At 68.4% G+C, this 18,026-nt stretch carries 4 protein-coding genes; all 4 read right to left on the bottom strand.

All coding sequences use genetic code 11. The annotated features are described in order from the left end of the window. Window positions 1-177 precede the first annotated feature (177 nt). Genes ACF07V_RS16750 through ACF07V_RS16735 form a run of 4 tightly spaced genes read right to left on the bottom strand, consistent with a single transcriptional unit; the run spans window position 178 to window position 17,865 of the window. Window positions 178-2,496 carry a UvrD-helicase domain-containing protein gene (locus tag ACF07V_RS16750; RefSeq protein WP_392154799.1) on the bottom strand — a complete coding sequence of 773 codons (2,319 nt, stop codon included), beginning with the start codon at window positions 2,494-2,496 and terminating at the stop codon, window positions 178-180. Continuing rightward, window positions 2,493-9,200 carry a DEAD/DEAH box helicase gene (locus ACF07V_RS16745; RefSeq protein WP_392154797.1) on the bottom strand — a complete coding sequence of 2,236 codons (6,708 nt, stop codon included), beginning with the start codon at window positions 9,198-9,200 and terminating at the stop codon, window positions 2,493-2,495. The genes ACF07V_RS16750 and ACF07V_RS16745 overlap by 4 nt, the downstream gene beginning before the upstream one ends. Next, the gene (locus tag ACF07V_RS16740) at window positions 9,197-14,707 is read right to left on the bottom strand and encodes a hypothetical protein (protein ID WP_392154795.1); all 5,511 of its coding nucleotides are present in this window, start codon (window positions 14,705-14,707) and stop codon (window positions 9,197-9,199) included. The genes ACF07V_RS16745 and ACF07V_RS16740 overlap by 4 nt, the downstream gene beginning before the upstream one ends. Then, entirely contained in the window at window positions 14,704-17,865 is a 3,162-nt protein-coding gene (locus ACF07V_RS16735) for a DEAD/DEAH box helicase (RefSeq protein WP_392154794.1), read from the bottom strand. The genes ACF07V_RS16740 and ACF07V_RS16735 overlap by 4 nt, the downstream gene beginning before the upstream one ends. Window positions 17,866-18,026 lie beyond the last annotated feature (161 nt).

Raw genomic sequence — 18,026 nt, 5'->3', positions numbered from 1 at the left:
TCGGCTGATCCAGGCATCCTCATCTCTCTCACCGCCGTCACGGCAGGAGCCCCACAGGGCTGGCTGGATCTCGGGCGATCAATGCCGCACCTCACCCTTCGGCACGCGAAGGACCGGGTTGCCGGCGCGCTCCGCCCGCGGTAGATCGTCACCGCGGGGCGGAATCGCCTCGGTCAGCTACAAAGGCAGGAACGGACTGGGCTTTCCGTGCCAAGAGATCCGCAATGCGTCACGGGCTCGGGTGGTGGCGACGAAGAGCTGGTTACGACTCTTCTTGAGCTCGCGTTCGTACCGCGTGGGGTCGGTCTTCTCGTACTGCTCGACGAGGGCGGTGCGCGGAAGAATGCCGTCGCTCGCACCAATGATCGCGAGCTTCTGATATTCGAGCCCTTTGAACCGGTGCATCGTGCCGATGTGGACCTCGCCGCTGCCCTGCGGGCCGTCCTTGGTGAGGGTGGCGGTGGTGATGCCGTGCTTCATCTCCAGATCGGCGGCAACGCGGCCGGCCATTTCGCCGTCGGCGACGCATACGGCCATGGTGCCGCTCGGGTCGCGTACGGTGCCGTCCGCGGCGGGCTGGGTGATGTCCGCGCGCCACTGCTTGAGGGCCTCGGCGAGCTGGGCGATCTCGTCGGTCCAATCGGCGCAGGCGACGTACTCGGGGGCCGGGCCGTGCAGCAGGGAGTGGTAGCCGTCGAGGGTGTCGGTACCGTCGTCAAGGTCGTCGTAAGTCGCCCCGCTGACGACCTTGGCCGCCTGGTCGAGGATCTCCTGGGTGGTGCGATAGCTGAGCGTCAGCTTCGAGGCACGGCCGCGGATGTGGACTCCGACGGTGGAGAGGGTGACCTGCCGGTCGTAGATCCGCTGGTGGGTGTCGCTGGCGATGAAGAGGTCGCCCTCGCCGGTCGCGACCATGGCGCGCAGCATCTTCCAGTGGGCGGGGCTGAGGTCCTGGGCCTCGTCCACGACGATGTGCTGGTAGCGATGACGCAGGTAGCGCATCGCGGAGCTGTTGTCGTCGAGGTGGACCAGATCGCCGCCGCCGATGTCCGCCTTACGTTCGGCCCGGACCTTGATCTTGTGGGCGCGTTCCATCTCGTAGCGGGCCGCCCGTTCGGCGGCCTGGGCCCAGGTCTCCCGGCCCAGGCCGTTGAGGCGCAGGGTGAACTGGTCGAGCAGCTTCCAGATGGCGGCGCGTTCAGGGCGGCTCAGGGCGCGTCCCATGCCGGCGCGGCGGGCCTTGAAGTAGTCCTGGCGGGTCGCGAGGGACTGGCCGAGGACGATCTGCTCCCATTCGTCGAAGAGGAACTCGGCGCCCCAGCGCTGCTCGTCGTGCTCGAAGAGGACTTCGCGCAGGATGTCCAGGGCCCTGTCGTCGGTGATCAGGCTGCGTTGCGAGCCGGGCGCGGTGTTCTCGTTGAGGACGCTCTGCGCGAGCTGGTCGATGTGCTTGATGTCGACGCGGCCGAGCAGTGTCGGGTCCATGAGTGAGGTGAGCCGGGAGCGCAGGTCGGCCGTGAGGTTCTTGGTGTAGGTGGTCAGCAGGATCGGCTTGTTGCGGCCGGGCGGCAGAGCGGCGGCGAGACGGGCCACGCGGTGCAGCGCGACGATGGTCTTGCCGGTGCCAGGGCCACCGCTGACGCGGGCGGCGCCGCCGTAGTTCCGCTCGACGATCTTACGCTGGGTGGGGTGGAGGTAGACCTTCCAGGCGCGGAAGTCACCCTCGGCGAGGACGTTGCGGATGTCGTCGTCGACCGTGGTGACCGCGGTACGGGTGAGGGCCGCCGCCATGTCGTCCTCGAAGCCCGGCTCGAGTTCGGTGGCTGCGGGCTGGGTGATCTCACGCTCGACCTCGTCCACGGACATGCCGGAGCCGAGGCCAGTGAGGACCTCGGCGGTCAGGCGCGGGGCGCCGGCGATGAGCTGGTCGAGTTCCTCGTCGGTCGTGACGGTGAGGGCGAGGTCGATGAGCGCGTCGGCGACACCGAGCCGGCGCAGGTCTTCGGGGGCGCAGCCGGCGAGGAGCGGTTCCGCGGGGACGGCAGGTTCCGGCGTCGCGACGGGTGCGGGCGTGGGCTCGACCGGCACGTCCTGCACAGTCTGCTCGTCCGGAGCCGGAGTGAGCTGGAGTCCCGCGCGCTGCAGGACGCTCTGGCCGACGATGCCGAGGTCGACGAACTCGATCTCACCGGTGATCCGGTTGATGGCGACGGTGAGTTCCTCGTAGACGTCCTTGCGGTGGCGGACGGCGACGATCAGCCACTGCGGGATGCCGTCGGCGCCGACACCGGCCCGGGCGAGAAGTGCCCGGTACGAGCGGTCGATCTTGGCGCGGAAGATCCGGCCGTCGCCCTTGAGGGGCTTGAGGTCGAGGCTGGGGTGGTCGGGGTCGAGGCGGAACTGGTGACAGAAGTCGTAGAACTTCGTCTTGACCGACGACTCCATCCTGTAGAGCTCGTTTTCGGCCTTCTGGTAGAGGCTGAGGCGTGCGGTCATCGTGCGGCACCCTGTTCTTCGGAGTCGGGGCGGGTGGTGGCGTCGGGGAGCGTGGTCAGCAGGGCGTCGAGATCGGCGAGCCATTCGTCGGCCGAGCGGATGGTGAACCCGGCGTCGCGGTAGGCGCGCCAGGTCTTGTCGCTCTCCTCGTCCTCGTGGTCGTACGGCTCGGCCATGACGGCGATCCGCTGGTCGTCGTGGTCCCAGGCGAAGTCGGCGAGCCATCCGCGCTCGCCGAGTTCGAAGCCGTAGGCGGGGGCTGCCTTGCCACCGTCGGCCAGGGCGTGGGCGAGGCGGGTGAGGGGGGCGTCGGGTTCGTCCTCGTCGAGGTACTCGAGGATCTCCCGGTCCCACAGCAGGTCCCGCAGCTTCGCTTCGAGCGGGGTGGCCTCGGGTGCCTCCACTACGGGGGTTTGCGGCGCGGGCGTGCCGGTGCCGTACTGCACGACCAGGGATTCGAGTTCGCCGAGGCCGCCGAAGGCTTTGAGAACCGAGGTGTCGCACTTCGCCGCGGTGGCCGTGGTCAGCTGAACACCGTCGCCGCCGTCGTGGGCGAGGAACTGCAGGATGTTGGACCACTGGAGCCAGGAGCGCCATCGTGCCTTGTGTTCGGGCGTGCCGAGCTGGTCGGGTGCCGTGTCGTCGAGGCAGACCAGGGCGGACCAGTGGCCGGTGGCTCCGTCGACGAGGAAGGCGACGGGAAGGCCGGACTCTTCGCTGGTCTGGAACAGATTGAGCGTGCCGGTGCCCTGGACGGGGGCCGGGTCTGTGCCGTCGGTGCGACCCCAGGCGTCGAGAAGACAGTCGAGCGACTGACGGGTCTGGTCGGGGGTGCCGTTGCCGACCAGGATCTCCTGGCCGGTTCCGAGGAGTCCGCCGACCACGGCCGAGGCCCGTCTGCCCCAGGCCGCGTCGTCCGGGCTGCGCAGGTACGCGAGGAGCATGGTCATCGGGTCGGCGAAGCCCGTGGCGGCGAGATCATCGCCGCCACGATCGGCGTAGAGCCGCTTGGCGATGTCCTGGGCACTGTGCGGGTAGGGCGGCCATACCGGCTCGGCCGCCTCCCGTCCCGAGGAAGCCTGTGCCGTGCCGGTCTGCCGCTCGAAGGCGTCGAGGTCGTCCCAGGTGAGCTGGAAGACGATGCGCCCGTCGGCCCGGAGCCGGTTGCGTTTGTCGGCATCGCCGGCGAGCCGGTTGTGCCGGCGGGTGGCGTGGTAGCGGTGCCCGTCGAGGTAGACGGTGATCTTCTGCTTGGGACCCTCGGTGCGTTCGAAGGTGAAGTCGGTACGGGTGAACCCCTCGTTGCGCTGGGCGGTCAGACGCCAGCCGTGGATGGTGCCGACCTCGTCGAGACGCAGGTAGGCGCTGTTGTCTCCGCTCTCCTCCAGGACGGCGTCGCCGCGCTGGCCGACCCACCCGCGCAGGGCGTTGAGGAAGCGTGCCTCGAGGTCGGACTCGACCTGTCCGTCGAGGCCGATCTGGTCGGTGTTGCCGACCGGTTTGGTGTTCCACGCGTCGGTGTCGGTGCCGAGGAGTTCGTCGAGAATCTCCAGGGCGGCCTGGCGGGAGACACGGTCGATGTACTGCTCGTCGGCGTAGCGGTACAGGCAACGGTGGCAGGCCGCCACGGCCTCCCCGTTGCAGGGGCACTCATCGAGCAGCCGCCGCGCGCCCTCGAGTACCTGCCGGAAGGCTGCCGGGTCGGTGAGCCGGTCGAGATAGCCGGTGCCGTGCGGGAGGCGGTCGTACAGGACCAGGAAATGCCGCTTCTCCGCGGTCTCACGGTCCGGCATGGTGGCGAGGGTGGAATCGAGGTGCTGGGGGTCGCCTCCGAAGGCTTCGTCCACGCCCAGCCTCAGGGCCGCCTGGAAGGAGTGGACCCGCTCCTCGACGAGGACGGTCGCGGCGGGCAGCAGGATGCGCAGCGCTTCGGTTTCCAGCTCGTGGGCGAGCAGGACGGGCTCCTGGGGCACATCCTGCTTGCCGCGCCGCAGCGGGCACCAAGGGGTGTGGTGCTTGACCTCGCGCTGGCGGTTGGCGGAGGTGTCGACGGCGTCGCGGTCGTCGTCGAAGACCGGCCGGCCGTCGGCGGTCGCGGCTCCACAGGCGGTGCACACGTGGAAGGGGGCGATGCGCACGGGCCGCCCTGCGAGCTGGTCGTTCTCCTGGGCTCCGATGCTGAGCGGTCCGGCGTTGACGCGACGGATGACGGCGTGGCGGGTGTAGTCGACGCCGAAGATCTCCTTGGTGTGCCGCCAGGACTTGCCCGGGGCGAAGTCCTTGGGCGCGATGTCGACCATGTCCACGACCGTGTAGAAGCGGCGGTCGCGGTCGTCGCTCTCGTCTCCGATCCTGGCGTCCTCGCGCTTGTCGCGGGCGGTGACGACGCTGGGCTGGACGATCTGCCACAGGCTGCCGGAGTCGGCGATGCCCGCCTCCCCGCAGCGCGGGCAGGGGGTGATGTCGTGCTCGGCGTTCTCGGTGCGGACGTAGCCGCACGAGGGGCAGAAGCGCCAATGGCGCCAGTCCTGGTCCCGGCCGGTGACGATGTCGATGCCGGTGATCCGGTGCTTGTAGCCCTCGGCGTAGAAGGTGTTGCCGGGAGCGAGCTCGGAGAGCGCGAAGCTTCGCGGTCGCCCGTAGGAGAACGGCTTCGACTTGTAGCTGTCCCGCCCCTCGGGTGTGGTGCCCTCGGGCCAGTAGACCGTGGCTTCCAGGGTGGTCGTGGCATCGATGAGGGCGTAGTTGGGCAGCAGACCGAGGTCGCACAGCACGGTCTGGGCCGGCTGACGCTGACGCGTGGCTCCCTGCTTCGAAAGGGCGCCCAGCTCGGCCTCCAGCTCCGCCTTCGTACGCGCCTGCTCGTCGTCGCCGTCCTTGAGCTCGTCGATGGCGGAGCGGATCGTGCGGATACGGGTGCGCAGTTTCTGGTTCTCGCGCTCCCACTCCCGCTCGGCCTTCTCGATCGCGCTGCGGATGCCCCGGACCGCGTACTGCTTCAGCTCCTCCTGGGCGGTCTCGCTCACGCCGGTCGGGAACAGCGCGAGGAAGCCCGCGACGAGCTCCTCACTGTGGGCGAGTGCGGCCTCGGTGAAGTCGGCGAGGTAACCGGAAGGTCCGAAGAGCTCGTCGACACGGCGCGACAGGGCGGCCAGCGGCTTGCCGTCCTCGCGCAACAGGCGGCCGCGTGCCGCGAGGTCGAGGAGGTGGGCGGTGTACTGGCGGCGCAGGATCTCGATGGCCGACAGGTACGAGCCCGGCGGTACGATCCGCCCGTCGATCATGTCCCGCGGCCGGTCGAGGAAATACAGGTCGCGGCGAGAGCGGTCGGGGATGGTGAGAAGGAAGGCATTGCCCGTACGGCGCCCAGCCCGACCCGCCTGCTGAGCGTAGTTGGCCGGACGGCGCGGCAGGGCGCCGAGGACGACGGCGGACAGGTCGCCGATGTCGATGCCCATCTCCAGGGTGGGTGTGCAGGACAGCACATTGGGGTCGTTGAACCCCTCGCCCTTACGGAAGGCCTCCTCGACGCGCTCCCGCTTGGCACGGGAGAGCAGACCGGTGTGCTCGGCGGTAATGACCTGGTAGGTGCCGGCTCGCCGGTACAGGCTGCGGTAGTAGTCGTCGCGGTAGTCGCGGTCCCGGTCGTGCCGGTCCACGGTCTCCAGCCAGCGGTCACCCGCGACAAGACGTCCGGACGAGCAGCGGTACGACTGGCAGGGCTGCCCGTGGTACTGCGCCAGCAGTGAGGGATGAACGGTCTGCTCCCAGAAGCACTTCGGGCAGCGCACATACGACACGTTGACCTGGGCTTCGGACAACAACTGCAGGCGGACGGCGCCCGGCTGGAGGCCATAGACGCGGACGGCCGTGTCGCGCGGGGTACGCACCGAGAGCAGCCCGGCGTCGGTGAGCTGGGGCAGCAGCCGCACCCAGAACTCGTCGGCCTGCTCGCGGGTCATGTTGAAGCAGCGCTGAGCCCAGGACTGATACCAGGACAGACGCCCGGCGGCGAAGTCGAACTCGCTCTTCTGCTTGGGCCGGGCGAGCAGGAAACTCGGCGCGGAGACTCCCCGGGGGAAGGCCTTCATGCCACGCGGGCGGCCACCCCAGATGTAGTAGCGGCTCGTGCCCGCCTCGTCGAGGAACTTGTCCAGCCACCGATGCCCGACCGCTCCCCGTGTACGCAGCCGCTCCAGCAGGCCGCGCAGGAACGCTAGATACCGGGCGTCACCATGCCCCGTAAGCGCCAGCCCATGATGGGTGGACTCCTCGTGGGCGGAACGTACGATCGCGACGGCCGCCCGCTCGTCGGGGATACCCACCCAGGCGGCAGCGGTACGCGTCAGTTCGAGGGTACGGCCGTTGCGGGAACGGTGGCCGAACTCCATCACGGCCTCGAACGCGAACCGCTCACCGATCAGGTCCCAGGTCCTCTTGTCCCCGCCGCGTCCCTTGCCCGACAGCAGACGTGCGACTCCCGCGTCGTCGTGCAGGTCCGGCGGGACGACGGCGGCGAGCGTCTCACGGTCGGTGGTGGACAGGACGACATCGGCGACGAGGTCGTTCAGCGCGGTGGACCGCTGCTCGCTCAGGTGCTTGGTGAACAGGGCCCGCAAGGAGAAGGTGTACGAGCGGGAGGCAACGAAACCGGCCCGGTGCGCGGCGTCCTGCACCGAGTCGTTGAACATCAGCGTCTTCGTCTCACGCTGCTCCTTGTCCATCTCCCCGCCGGTAAAGAGCTGGGTGATGGACGCGGCGGCGAGCGCGGCGGAGCCCGTACCAAGGAAGCGAATGGCGTTGTGCGTGCCGCACGCCGGGCACCAGTCGTCCTTGGCGGCCCGTTCCGCGGTGTCCCCGAGCTGGACGAGCACGAAGACCGAATCGGGTCCGGCGGGCTGCGGGTTGCCCTCGTCGTCGTAATCGTCCTGGGGGTCGGGCAGGCGCAAGCGGCGGGAAGAACCGTCGAGCACCATGAGCACGCCCGCCCCGCCGGTGGTCAGCGACCTCTGCTCCGCCCGGTTCATGGCGGTACGGCCATTGCCTTCGCGAGCCTCGTTGTCCGTGGCCGCCACCAGGGTGCGCACCTTGGACTTGTTGGCCGTGACGGTGGCCCGGCGAATCTTGTGGGCCTCGAAGTTCAGCTCCTCCAGGTCCGACTCGGGGGCGAGCACCGACCAGCCGGAGCGCCCGCACTCGCGGCAGTACACCGCGGGCAGGAAGACCTTGGTGTCACGCGAGGTGGTCGTGTCGGGCGTCGTACGCAGCCGGCTCTCCGCCCCGACCGTGTCCCAAGCGAACTCTGCCTTCGGCCAAGGCAGTACGCCCCGGAGCATGCGTGTGACGGACCGCGCCCACTGGTGCACCTCGACCTGTACGAAGGGGCGGCTGATCCCGGTCGGCGTCTCCGGGTCGCGTGCCATGGACAGCAAGGCGACGAAGCGGGCGAGTGCCACCGCCGCGACCTGCGGCCGCGTCGTGATCGCCTCGTCCCAGCTCTTCGCCCCACTGCGGCGCATCACGTCGAGCACCTCGTCGTAGGTGCACGCCGTGCCGTCGAAGGCCTTCAGGACCGCATACGTCAGGCGGTTGCGCTTGAGCGCGGCACCGAGGACGCCCGGATCGGTGGTCCGGCGTCCGGTGACGGTTTCGGCGAGGTCCGCGAGCGCCTCGGAGCCGGAAGCCGGATCCGGTAGGGCGGTCAGCGCCTCGGGGGGTGCGGCCTGGCCGGGAAGGAACTTCGCGTCCGTGATCGACTCGTCGAGCATGAACTCTTCGACCGTCAGCCGGTTCTCACCGACGATCGCGTCCTCGGTGAACTCGGCGCCGAAGACGTTGCTGGCCACGGAGAGCAGCTGCCGCACCCCATCGGCGTCGGTGCCGGAGGCGAGGGTCGCGGAGGTGGCGACGGGAGTGATCGTGCCGAGCGGCTTACCGGGCCGACTCGCGCCGACGGCGATGGCGAGGCGGCGCAACAGCATGGCTACGTCGGTGCCCTGCGCGCCGTCGTACGTGTGGAACTCGTCTACGACCACATAACGGATGTCGCTGCCGTCCCACAGCGGCGCGTCGGCGACACGCTGCAGGAGCAGGTCGAGCATCTTGTAGTTGGTGATCAGGATGTCCGGCGGCGACAGCTGCATGTCCTGCCGGCGCGTGTAGACCCGGTCGTAGTGCGTCGCCGCCTTGTCCCCGATGTACAGGCCGGCCCGTACACCGCTCAGCTCGTCGTAGTCGGTGAGCAGTGCGTTGATGCGGGCCGCCTGGTCGGTCGCCAGGGCATTCATCGGATAGAGGAAGATCGCCTTGACCCCGCTGTTCCCGGCCGCGCGCTCGCGGGCGCAGTGGTCGAGCACGGGGTACAGGAACGACTCGGTCTTGCCGGAGCCCGTACCCGTCGTGACCAGCGTGGGCTGAGGTACGTGCCCGTCCTTCGAGGTGAGCCGGGCGAAGGCACGGGCCTGATGGGCGTACGGCCTCCAGTCGTCCGTACGTACCCAGTCCAGGTGCTGCTCCCAGCCGTCGTCGGCCGGGGTGAAGGGGGTACGGAGCCGAAGGTACGGGCCGCGGAACATGCCCGTCGTCTCGTCTCCGAGGAAGGCGTGCAGCGCCTTCCGTACGCCCTCGTCGGCGAGGCCGTACGTCGTGGACAGGTACTGGAGCAGGCTCTCCTTGAGTCCCTGTGCTTCGAGGGTCGGCCTCACCGGGTCGGAACCTCCATCTTCTCCGGGTCCCACAGACCCTTGCTCACGGCTTCGTCGAGACGCTTCTTGAAGTAGGCGTGTGCTTCACGCATCTCGCGCTCGCGTTCGGCCTTGTAGAAGGGGGCGGTGTAGCCGTCGGGGACGGGGACGGTGGTCTCAGGGTCCTTCTCGAAGGCCTCCTGGTAGGCCTCGAACTGGGTCCAGTGGTCCTTGGTCTGGTCGAAGCCGTACGTGTGGTGCTTCCCGGCGATCTTCCGCTCGGCTACGTCGAACCAGGTCACCCGGTCGAAGTCCTGCATGATCGGGAAGCGGGCCCGGTACATGGCGATGAGCGTGTCCGCGTCGATGCCGAGCCAGACGGCGACGAGCGCGTCGATCTCGACGAGGGCAGCACGACGGGCGTACTCGGTACGGAGCGGGGTGTCGCGCTGCCAGGTGGGGGTGACGTCGTGCAGCTCGGTCGTGAGGTTGGGCCAATTGATGGCCCAGGGCTCGTAGCCGGGCCACTTCGGGTCGTAGAGCTCTGACCAGAGCTCGGCGTAGGCGGTGGTGAGGGCGTTGAGACGGAGGGTACGAAGGAGGAGCGCGGGGGCCAGCGGGTGGCCCACATTGGCTGCAGGCATGCCTGCAGCCCGAGCGGGATTGAGGTGACTGTCACCGCTGGTACGCAGCAGATAGTCGCTGGGGATTCCCGCCCACAGCCCAGCGTTCAAAGTGTCGACACGACGGTCAAGAACCGAACTGCTGCACATGCCATCGATGTGCGATACCCCTGGCGGCAACATCGCAATATAGAGGCTGCGTTCAGTATCAGGGGCGATCATCCGCCGCCAAGCGATTCGATAGAAATGCGTGTACGGCCTACTAGCCTTGGACAGCAGGAATTTCTCGACGTGCTCGTCCTCTACCTCCTCCGGCTGCATCTTCTCAGCGAGCTGCTGCCAGGCCAGCTCCCACTCCTCCGGCGAAGCGACCAGCGCCTCGTACTTCTCCCAGTCAACCCACCTGTCCTGTTCACCCACAAAGACGTCACTCGGCGCCACGCGCCGGTACTCGGACTCGGGTACCGCGTCATCAACGAGCGTCTTCGGGTCGAGGCCGCGTGCCTCACCGCTGCCCTGACTGGGCTGCTTGAACATCGGGTTGGCAACGGCGATCTGCGGCCCCTTGAGGATGACATCACTCCATGCTGTCGCCTCGTAGTCGTCCTGGCCGTTGATCCCAGTGTTGTAGTCGATGAGGCGCTGGTCCTTACCCGGACCGAACTGTGCCTTCTTAGATGCACCTTCATCAAAGCCAACAGAAATCCTAGGCTTTAGCATGCCGAGACGCAGAGGATACGCCCCCAATGCGTCGATCGCCGCGTCCTCCGCAGTACTCACTGGCGTGAGCAGCCGAGTGTGCTCCAGAGGCCCACTATCACCAGCAAGTCTCTGCCACCGCTCCAGGGTGTTGGAGGTCACTCTGACGACTCGCTTGGGATGGGGGCGTTCGTCCCAGCTTCCCTTGTACTTCACGCCTGGGTCGTCACCGTCATCCGTGGCGCCAAAGGACTGTCGGAGAACATCCGCGGCAAAGAGCCACGACAAGTTGACAAAGTCAATCTCGCCGTGTTCGCCGTAGATGTGAACACCGAACTCTGTCGCGTGACCAACAGGTTCGGGGAAGATCCGGCGCTGATTGACGAACCCCCCGTGTACCCGCAGCCGCCCGTACGCCGCAGCCCGCAGCGCAGCTTCCTTGTCGCCCGCGAAATGGGTGTCGGGGTGTACCATCCCGGCCGCCCCACCGCGCCCGGTGTGGTCCCAAATCTCGCACATGAATGCCCGATACAAATCGGGCCGAGTGCCCGCCACCAGGGGGTACACCGATGATGCTGCGAGGTACGACGCCATCGTCACCGTACTCGTCACCTCACCGAGCAGGTACTGCTGCACCTCCTCACGCGCGAGTTCGTCCCGCCGCCGCCGTCCCTTCTCCTCCGCTTTCGGCTTTTCCGTGAGCATGAACCACGGCTCGTACTCCGCGAGGACCGGGTCTTCCTTCCACTCTGGGCGCACCCACGGCGGGTTACCCACCTGCAGGTCGAAGCCCCCTGCCTCACTGGCAAACACGCCCGCGAAGTCCAGCTCCCAGTGCAGGAAGCCCTGCTCCTCGGCGATGTCGCGGACGACCCGCATCCACGGATACCGCGTCTCGACCGCCTTCAGCGCGTCGTCCATGCCCATCTCGACTTGGACCAGGTCTTCGAGGAGCGCCAGCTCCACCAGGGAGTCGATGGATGCAGCGAAGCCGTCTTCCCGAATGGGCTCCGTGCCCACCATGGACTCCAGGAAGGCGATCCAGTCGTCCAGGTCCGCAAGCGGGATGACGTCACGCCGGCGTACCGGTCCACGGGGCTTCCTCGGCACGGAGGGGGTACGCGCCTTCTTGACCTCCTCCTTCTTCACGAGCTCCTCGTCGACCCCGTCCTCCCCCAGGGACATCTGGTCACCGTCCATGGCGAACAGCATCCGTCTCTCGACGAATCGCGGCACGGCCGTGGGCTCGGGCGCAGGCAACGACGTCTCGCTGCCGGCGGTGGGCCCAGCCAACCCAGCCACCGACGACAACAGGGCGTCCAGATCTGCCCCCGCCTCCGCTGTCACCACCGGAGCCGTGGCGTACTCCGCGTCCGTCCCGTCCAGCAGCCCCACCTTGTCCAGCGGCCAGAACCACAGCGCGCACCACGCGTCCATGACCTGCTTCAGGCGCCAGTACGGGGAGCCCTCCGCCTCGAAGAGGTCCTTGAAGACCTGCTCCTTGGTCAGCGGCAAGCTCTGGTCCGCGTTCTGCTTGTCGCGGCGGAGGAAGGCGTACTCCTCCGCGTCCTCCTCGCGGCCCGTCCCCCACACATCGATCGTGCGGGCGATCTCCTGCTCGCTGAGTTCCATGCGCTTGGCGACGAGCTTCCACAGGAACTCGACCCGACGGGCCACGGCCTGCAGCCGGGCGAGCTGGCTCGCCTTGCCGCCCGTCGTCTTGGGCTTGGTCTGAACGCCCTTCTTCCATGCCTTCAGCTGGTCCACCTGTGACCCGGCGAGTTGCTCGACCAGCTTCTTCGCGTCGCCGCTCGCCCCCGCGACCGCACCCCACCCAGGTGTCGGCAGGAGGAACTGGTGCACGGCCCCGTCCGGCAGCGGCTGCTCCGCACCGTCCTCCGACGCCCGGAACGGCAGCTTGGTCGGCGTCTGCGCGCCGATGGTCCGCTCCTTCTTGATGCGCTCGGCCTCGTACACCCACCGCCGCGCCCCGATCAGGGAGTTGCCACGCCGCAGATGCAGACCGAACCACGGGGCACGCATACCGGGATGCATGGTGTTGAGCCACAGCGACACCTCGGCGAGCTCGACGCCGGTCTCGTTGAGGTCGATGCCGTACGCGTTGTGAAGGGCGATGTACGCCTTCACCTTCTGCTTCGCTTCGAGCGCCTTCGACGTGTCCAGGTTGGCGCCCAGCTCCTCCTGGCGACGCTTGAGGTACTCCTCGGCGACCAGGTCGATCGCCTTGTTGAGGAACGCGCCGGAGCCGAGGGCCGGTTCGCAGATGGTGTAGCGCAGGAGTTCGCTCGCGCGGGTCCGTACCGTGCTGCCGTCGGCGTCCTTCTCCTGGTCGAGGCGGTGCTTGAGCGCCAGCTCGACGGTGACCTCGGTGAGGGATTCGGGGGTGTAGTACGAGGCGGAGGTCTCGCGGTCGCGGCCGGCAAGGCGGTAGACGAACCGGCCCGGGGGGTACTTCTTGGGGCCGCGCAGGCCGTGCTGTTCGGTGTCCTGGGCGGAGTACACAACGTGCGTGTTCTCCCGGTAGTCGTTCAGCCGGTCGGCGGGGACGAGCCAGGAGCCCTTCTCGGGGTCGCCATACTGCTTGCCAGCCTTCTTGGCACCGGGCTTGGCGACCTCGGCCAGCTCCTTCTTCTCGTCGATGATGCCGGTGTACGACATCAGACCTTCGTAGACGGCGCCGAGCTGGTTGATGCCGAGGTTGCGGTAGGAGATGAAGCCGCCCTGCCGGCCCTTCTGGCCGGCCTCCTTCAGGGTGAGCAGACGCAGTACCTGGTGCAGGGCTTCGTTGCGCAGCCGCAAGTCCAGCCACTGCGGCTCCTCGTCCCCGTCCTCGTCCCACCGGGGGTCCAGGACGCCGCTGCCGATAAGGGTGATCGCCTTCGGGTCGAACAGCTCGCTGCGCAGCGGCTCGAAGCGGAGGCCGCGCTGTTCGCTACGCTCGGCGGCGGGCTTGGCATCGTCCGCTTCGGTGCCGTGCGGGCGGTGTCCGAAGTTGACCTTGTTGAAGAGGACGTCGAGGGAGGCGTAGAGGTGGAAGTCGTCTCGGCTGTCCTCGTCGACCAGCTTGCGCTCGCGCGCGACCAGCTCGCGCAGCCGGGCGATTGAGTAGCCGGCCTCGTAGGTGGAGTCGTCGGCGGGCAGGATACCCAGCTCGGGGCGGGCCTCCGCGTACAGGAGGAAGAGGATGCGGTAGAGGTAGCGCAGGGATTCGCGGGTGAGCTGCTTGGCGAACGGGCCCTTCCTGAGGTCCTCGATCTCCCGCGGCTTGACCTTCGCCTCGCGCAGGCGGGCGAGCACTTCGTTCGCGATGATCTCGACCGACTGCTGGAGTCCCTTGCGCAGCTCGGAGTTGACGCCGACAGCGTTGTCCCGGGACGCCTTGAGGAGGTCGTCGATGCGTCGGCCCTTGCCGTCGGGGCGGGGCGCGAGCATGTTGTGGGAGAAGAGGGCGGCGAGGAGGGAGAGCTCGCCGGCCTTCGCCGTGTCGTTACGGGCGAGGGCCGCGTCCAGACTGGCGGCGAGATAGCGGCCTTCGGCCCAGGCGCTGCGGTCGGCGAGGACGAGCACGCCACCACAGAGCAGCAGGACGAAGCGGGGCGCGTCGCCGCCGGGCTCGTGGAGTTCGCTCTGGAAGAGCCAGCCCGCCAGCTTCTCGCCGACCTCGAGGAGGCCGTCAGTGGTCTTGAGGGGGTGGAGGACCCGTCCGGCCTCGTCGGGGTCGAGGGCGTCGTCGAGGGAGTCGGTCCAGCCGCAGTCGAGGGCGACGATGCCGTCTCCGTACCAGGCGACCTGGAGCTCGTACTCCTTGCCGGCATTGTGCACGGTGATCGGCTGCTTGGGCCGCTCACCGTAGCCAAGGGCTTTGAGGACAGTGGTGTGCCAGGTGGTGATGTGCTCGGCCCACTCCCCCGTCGGGTCGTCGTACGTGCTGCCGAGCTCTTCCTGCTGGGCGCGGAGGTGCAGGAAGGGTCGCACGGTGGCCAGGTAGTCGCCGCGGAGCCGGGGCAGGAGTTCGCGCGGGGTGGGCTGGGGATCGTGGGGGTCGGTCTCGCGGCCGGTCCACAGGGTGAACAGGCCCTCGTCGCCCGCCTTGCCCTTCTTGAGGGTGTTCTCCAGCTCCTCGCTGAAGTAGTGGGCGGAGAGGTATTCGCCGCGATTGGCGAAGGAGTCGTAGGCGTAGCTCATCGTGCGGACTCCTCGGCGTGCGTGCTGGACGCGGTGGTGGCGTGAAGGGGTTCGAGGACACAGAGGACCCGCAGCATCGGGTCGCCGTCGGTGCGCAGGCGGCGTACGAGGTCGCGGCGGCGGGCGGCGGTGTCGTACACCTGCTGGATGCGGCGCTGCTGGTTGCCGACGGCGATCAGGGCGCCCTGTTCCCAGACCTGCACCCGGTCCTCGTACGGGGCGAGGTAGGAGTCGACCTGCTTGTCGTAGTCGGCGCGGCGCTCGCGCAGGTGGGTCTCGGCCGCGTCGACGGCCGCGGGGACGAGTTCCTGGAGGAGGTCGGGGGCGACGGGCCGGGCGCGGCCGGGCATGTCGGGGCCGACGCCGCAGGCGGCGAGGAACGTCGAGTCCATGCGCCATACACGAGGGCTGCCCGCGGCGAGCCCGGTGACGGCGATCCACTCCACGACCGTCGGCTTGCCCGCCGCGTTGGAGTACACGCCTTGCAGGAGGTAGACCGGGCCGGTGAGGGCTTCGGGCAGGGTGGCGTCGATCCGCTTGGCCTTGGCGGGGTCGGGCTGGAAGGCGAGGACGAACGCCTCGTCGTACTTGAGCTTGGCGAGGACCTTGTCCGTCACCCAGTCGAGCACGGGGTGGATGTCGGAGACATAGGAGACGTTGGGCCATTGAGAGGTCGGCTGGTCGGTCTTGCCCTGCTTGGCGTTGCGGGCGGCCTCCAGGCGGTCGGCGGCGTACTTCTTGTCGAAGGTGACGCTCAGGGTGCCGTCGTATTTGGACGTCGTGAGGATCTTCTCCTGCTCCAGGTACGACTTCGGCAGCGCCCGGAAGCGGTACTGCAGGTCGTCGGGCGGAGTGAACTCGATTCGGCCATGGGTCGTCTCGGGCTTCCAGCCGAGGGCCGCGCGCTCGGCCTCCGGGTAGATGAGGTCCATCGCTGCGTGGAAGTACGCCTTGGTGTCGGTGAAGACGTGGGGGACGTCGGCCTCGGGCACGGGGGCCGTACCGAGGGCGGCGGGAGGGGCCGTGGGGTCGGCGAGCCGAGCGTTGGCGCCGGCAAGGAGTCCCGCGAGGACCCCTCCTGACTCCTGTTGCGACTGCTTGATGGAGCGCTCGACAGTGCCGCCCTTGATGAGGTCGCGGGTGAGGCGGTCCTCTTCCTTCTTGTCGTTATAGAGGCCGGTGACGGCCTCGGCGCTGCCCTCGCCAGTCTCGATCTCGTGCGCTTGGGCCTCGCGCCGCAGCAGGCGCGCGCCGACGAGCCGGTCGTCGAGCGTGAGCATCTCGCCGCTCTCCTCATCGCGCCGCCAGGGCACGTCGGCGGTGAGGGTGAGGGCACGGAACTCGGGGCTGATCGCCTGCCCGTACCGGTCGATGCGTCCGTTGCGCTGCTCGATGCGGATGAGAGACCAGGGCAGGTCGTAGTGGATGAGGTCGTGGCACTGGTGGTGCAGGTTGACGCCCTCGGAGGCGATGTCACCGGTGAACAGCAGCCGTACCGGCTCTTCGAGCCGGCCGAAGCGGTCGACGATCTCCTGCTGTTGCTGGTCGTTAGTGGTGTCGCCGTGCATGACCTCGACGGCTCCGCCGTACGCCTTCCACGGACGCGTCGCGTCGGTCTTCGCCTCGTTCTTCTTGAAGCCAAGCCGGGCCGGGACCTCCCGGGCCAGCCAGTCCAGGGTGTGGACCCGCTCGGAGAAGATCACGACGCGGCGCTCGGAGCGCGGGCCGACGCCGAGCTCGTCCTTCAGTGTGCGCACGAGAGCGTCGAGCTTGGCGGAGTCCTGGTCGGTGAAGTCCGCGACCAGCGCTTCCAGCTCCGCGAGCGCCTTGCTCTCGGCGGCGAGCGCGGCGCGGCGCTCGGGGGTGTCCGCTGCGGCCTTGGCCTTGCCCTTCTTCGGGTCGTCCAGGTAGGCGCGGCGGTTGGCGAGGGATTTCCGCAGGGCGACGTGGGAGGAGAGGAACGCCTTGAGGAAGTTGTAGCCGACCAGCGGATCGGCGCACACCGACGATCGGCTGGGGTCTCCCGGGGTCCACTCGCTCGCGAGCTTCTCCAGGACGGCGATCTCCTTCGGTGTCGCCGGGGCCGGTACGGGCAGGGAGTCGCCGCGCTCGGCCCAGGGCTTGCCCTTGAGGCTGTCGCGTACCTCGCGGTCGGTCTTAGTGCGCCTGATGTAGAGGTGGTCGAGGTCGGCGACCTTGTAGTTCTTGGGGTCGGCGATCGCTGCCGGGTCGAGCATCCGGATCAGCTCGGCGAAGGATTCGGCGTCGCCGTTGTGCGGAGTGGCGGAGGCAAGGATCAGCGCATCGGTCTGCTCGGCGAGGCGGCGGGCGAGACGGTTGTTGCGGGTGCCCTTGTTCACGAGGTTGTGCGACTCGTCGATGACGACCGCGTCCCAGGTGATGTTCTCCAGGTGGTGGGCGTACGTCGCCGACTTGAGGGTGTCGACGGAGACGATGACGCGCTTGAAGTGGGCGAACGGGTTCCGGCCTGCCGGGATCTCCTGCTGGATGCGCTGAATACCGGTGGAGTCCAGGCGCACCAGCGGCAGGGAGAAACGCGTCCACAGCTCGCGCTGGAACTGCTCCAGGACATGGGCGGGCGTGACCACGAGGATGCGCTCGCCGCGCCCCCGCCGGATCAGCTCCGAGAGCGTGATGCCGATCTCCAGCGTCTTACCCAGGCCGACCACGTCGGCGATCAGCAGCCGGGGTTGCGGGTTGCGCATGGACAGCGCCAGCTCGGCGGGGCGCAGCTGGTGCTGCTGCCGGTCCATGAGGAAGGAGTCGGCGAGGGCGATGCCGTGCTCGGTCTGCGGCAGCGCGGTCTTGCGGATGACCGCCTCCAGGTGGAGGCGCGCCTTGGCGTGCTTGGAGGTCTCGTCGGGCACGAGCTGGGTCTTGCGCGGATCGAGCACCTCGATCACGTCAAGGCCGGAGTAGAAGATCGCATCCGTGCCACGGACGAACGAGGAAACGCCGCTGACCTCGACCATGAGTCCGTCTCGGGACTCCGAGACGGACTTGACCAGCCACTGCTCGTGGCGGATGCGCACCTGGGCGCCGGGGGCGAAGACCGGCCTGGCACCGGCCGGGTATGCCGACTGCGCCGGATCGGCGTCGCGCCCTTCAGGAACCTCGGGCTGCATCGCCGTGGTCACGTGGTGCTCCTCTGTGAACTGTGTGCTCGTATGTGCAGTGTGGTCGTGGCGGGTCGACCTTCGAGGCGGCCGAGTGGTGAGACAGGCGCCGACGAATCCAGGTCCGACGCGCTCGCTCTTTGCTATCGCCCCTGGACCGGCCTCGCCGGTAGAAGAGTGGA

The organism is Streptomyces sp. NPDC015661, assembly GCF_043077765.1.
In the GTDB taxonomy this organism is placed as follows: domain Bacteria; phylum Actinomycetota; class Actinomycetes; order Streptomycetales; family Streptomycetaceae; genus Streptomyces.
The sequence above is the reverse complement of the archived record's forward strand: the minus strand, read 5'-3'. Positions and strand labels throughout refer to the sequence as shown.

Coding starts and splice junctions, on each gene's coding strand:
- ACF07V_RS16750 (WP_392154799.1), bottom strand. CDS start 2,496: ATGACCGCACGCCTCAGCCTCTACCAGAAGGCCGAAAACGAGCTCTAC.
- ACF07V_RS16740 (WP_392154795.1), bottom strand. CDS start 14,707: ATGAGCTACGCCTACGACTCCTTCGCCAATCGCGGCGAATACCTCTCC.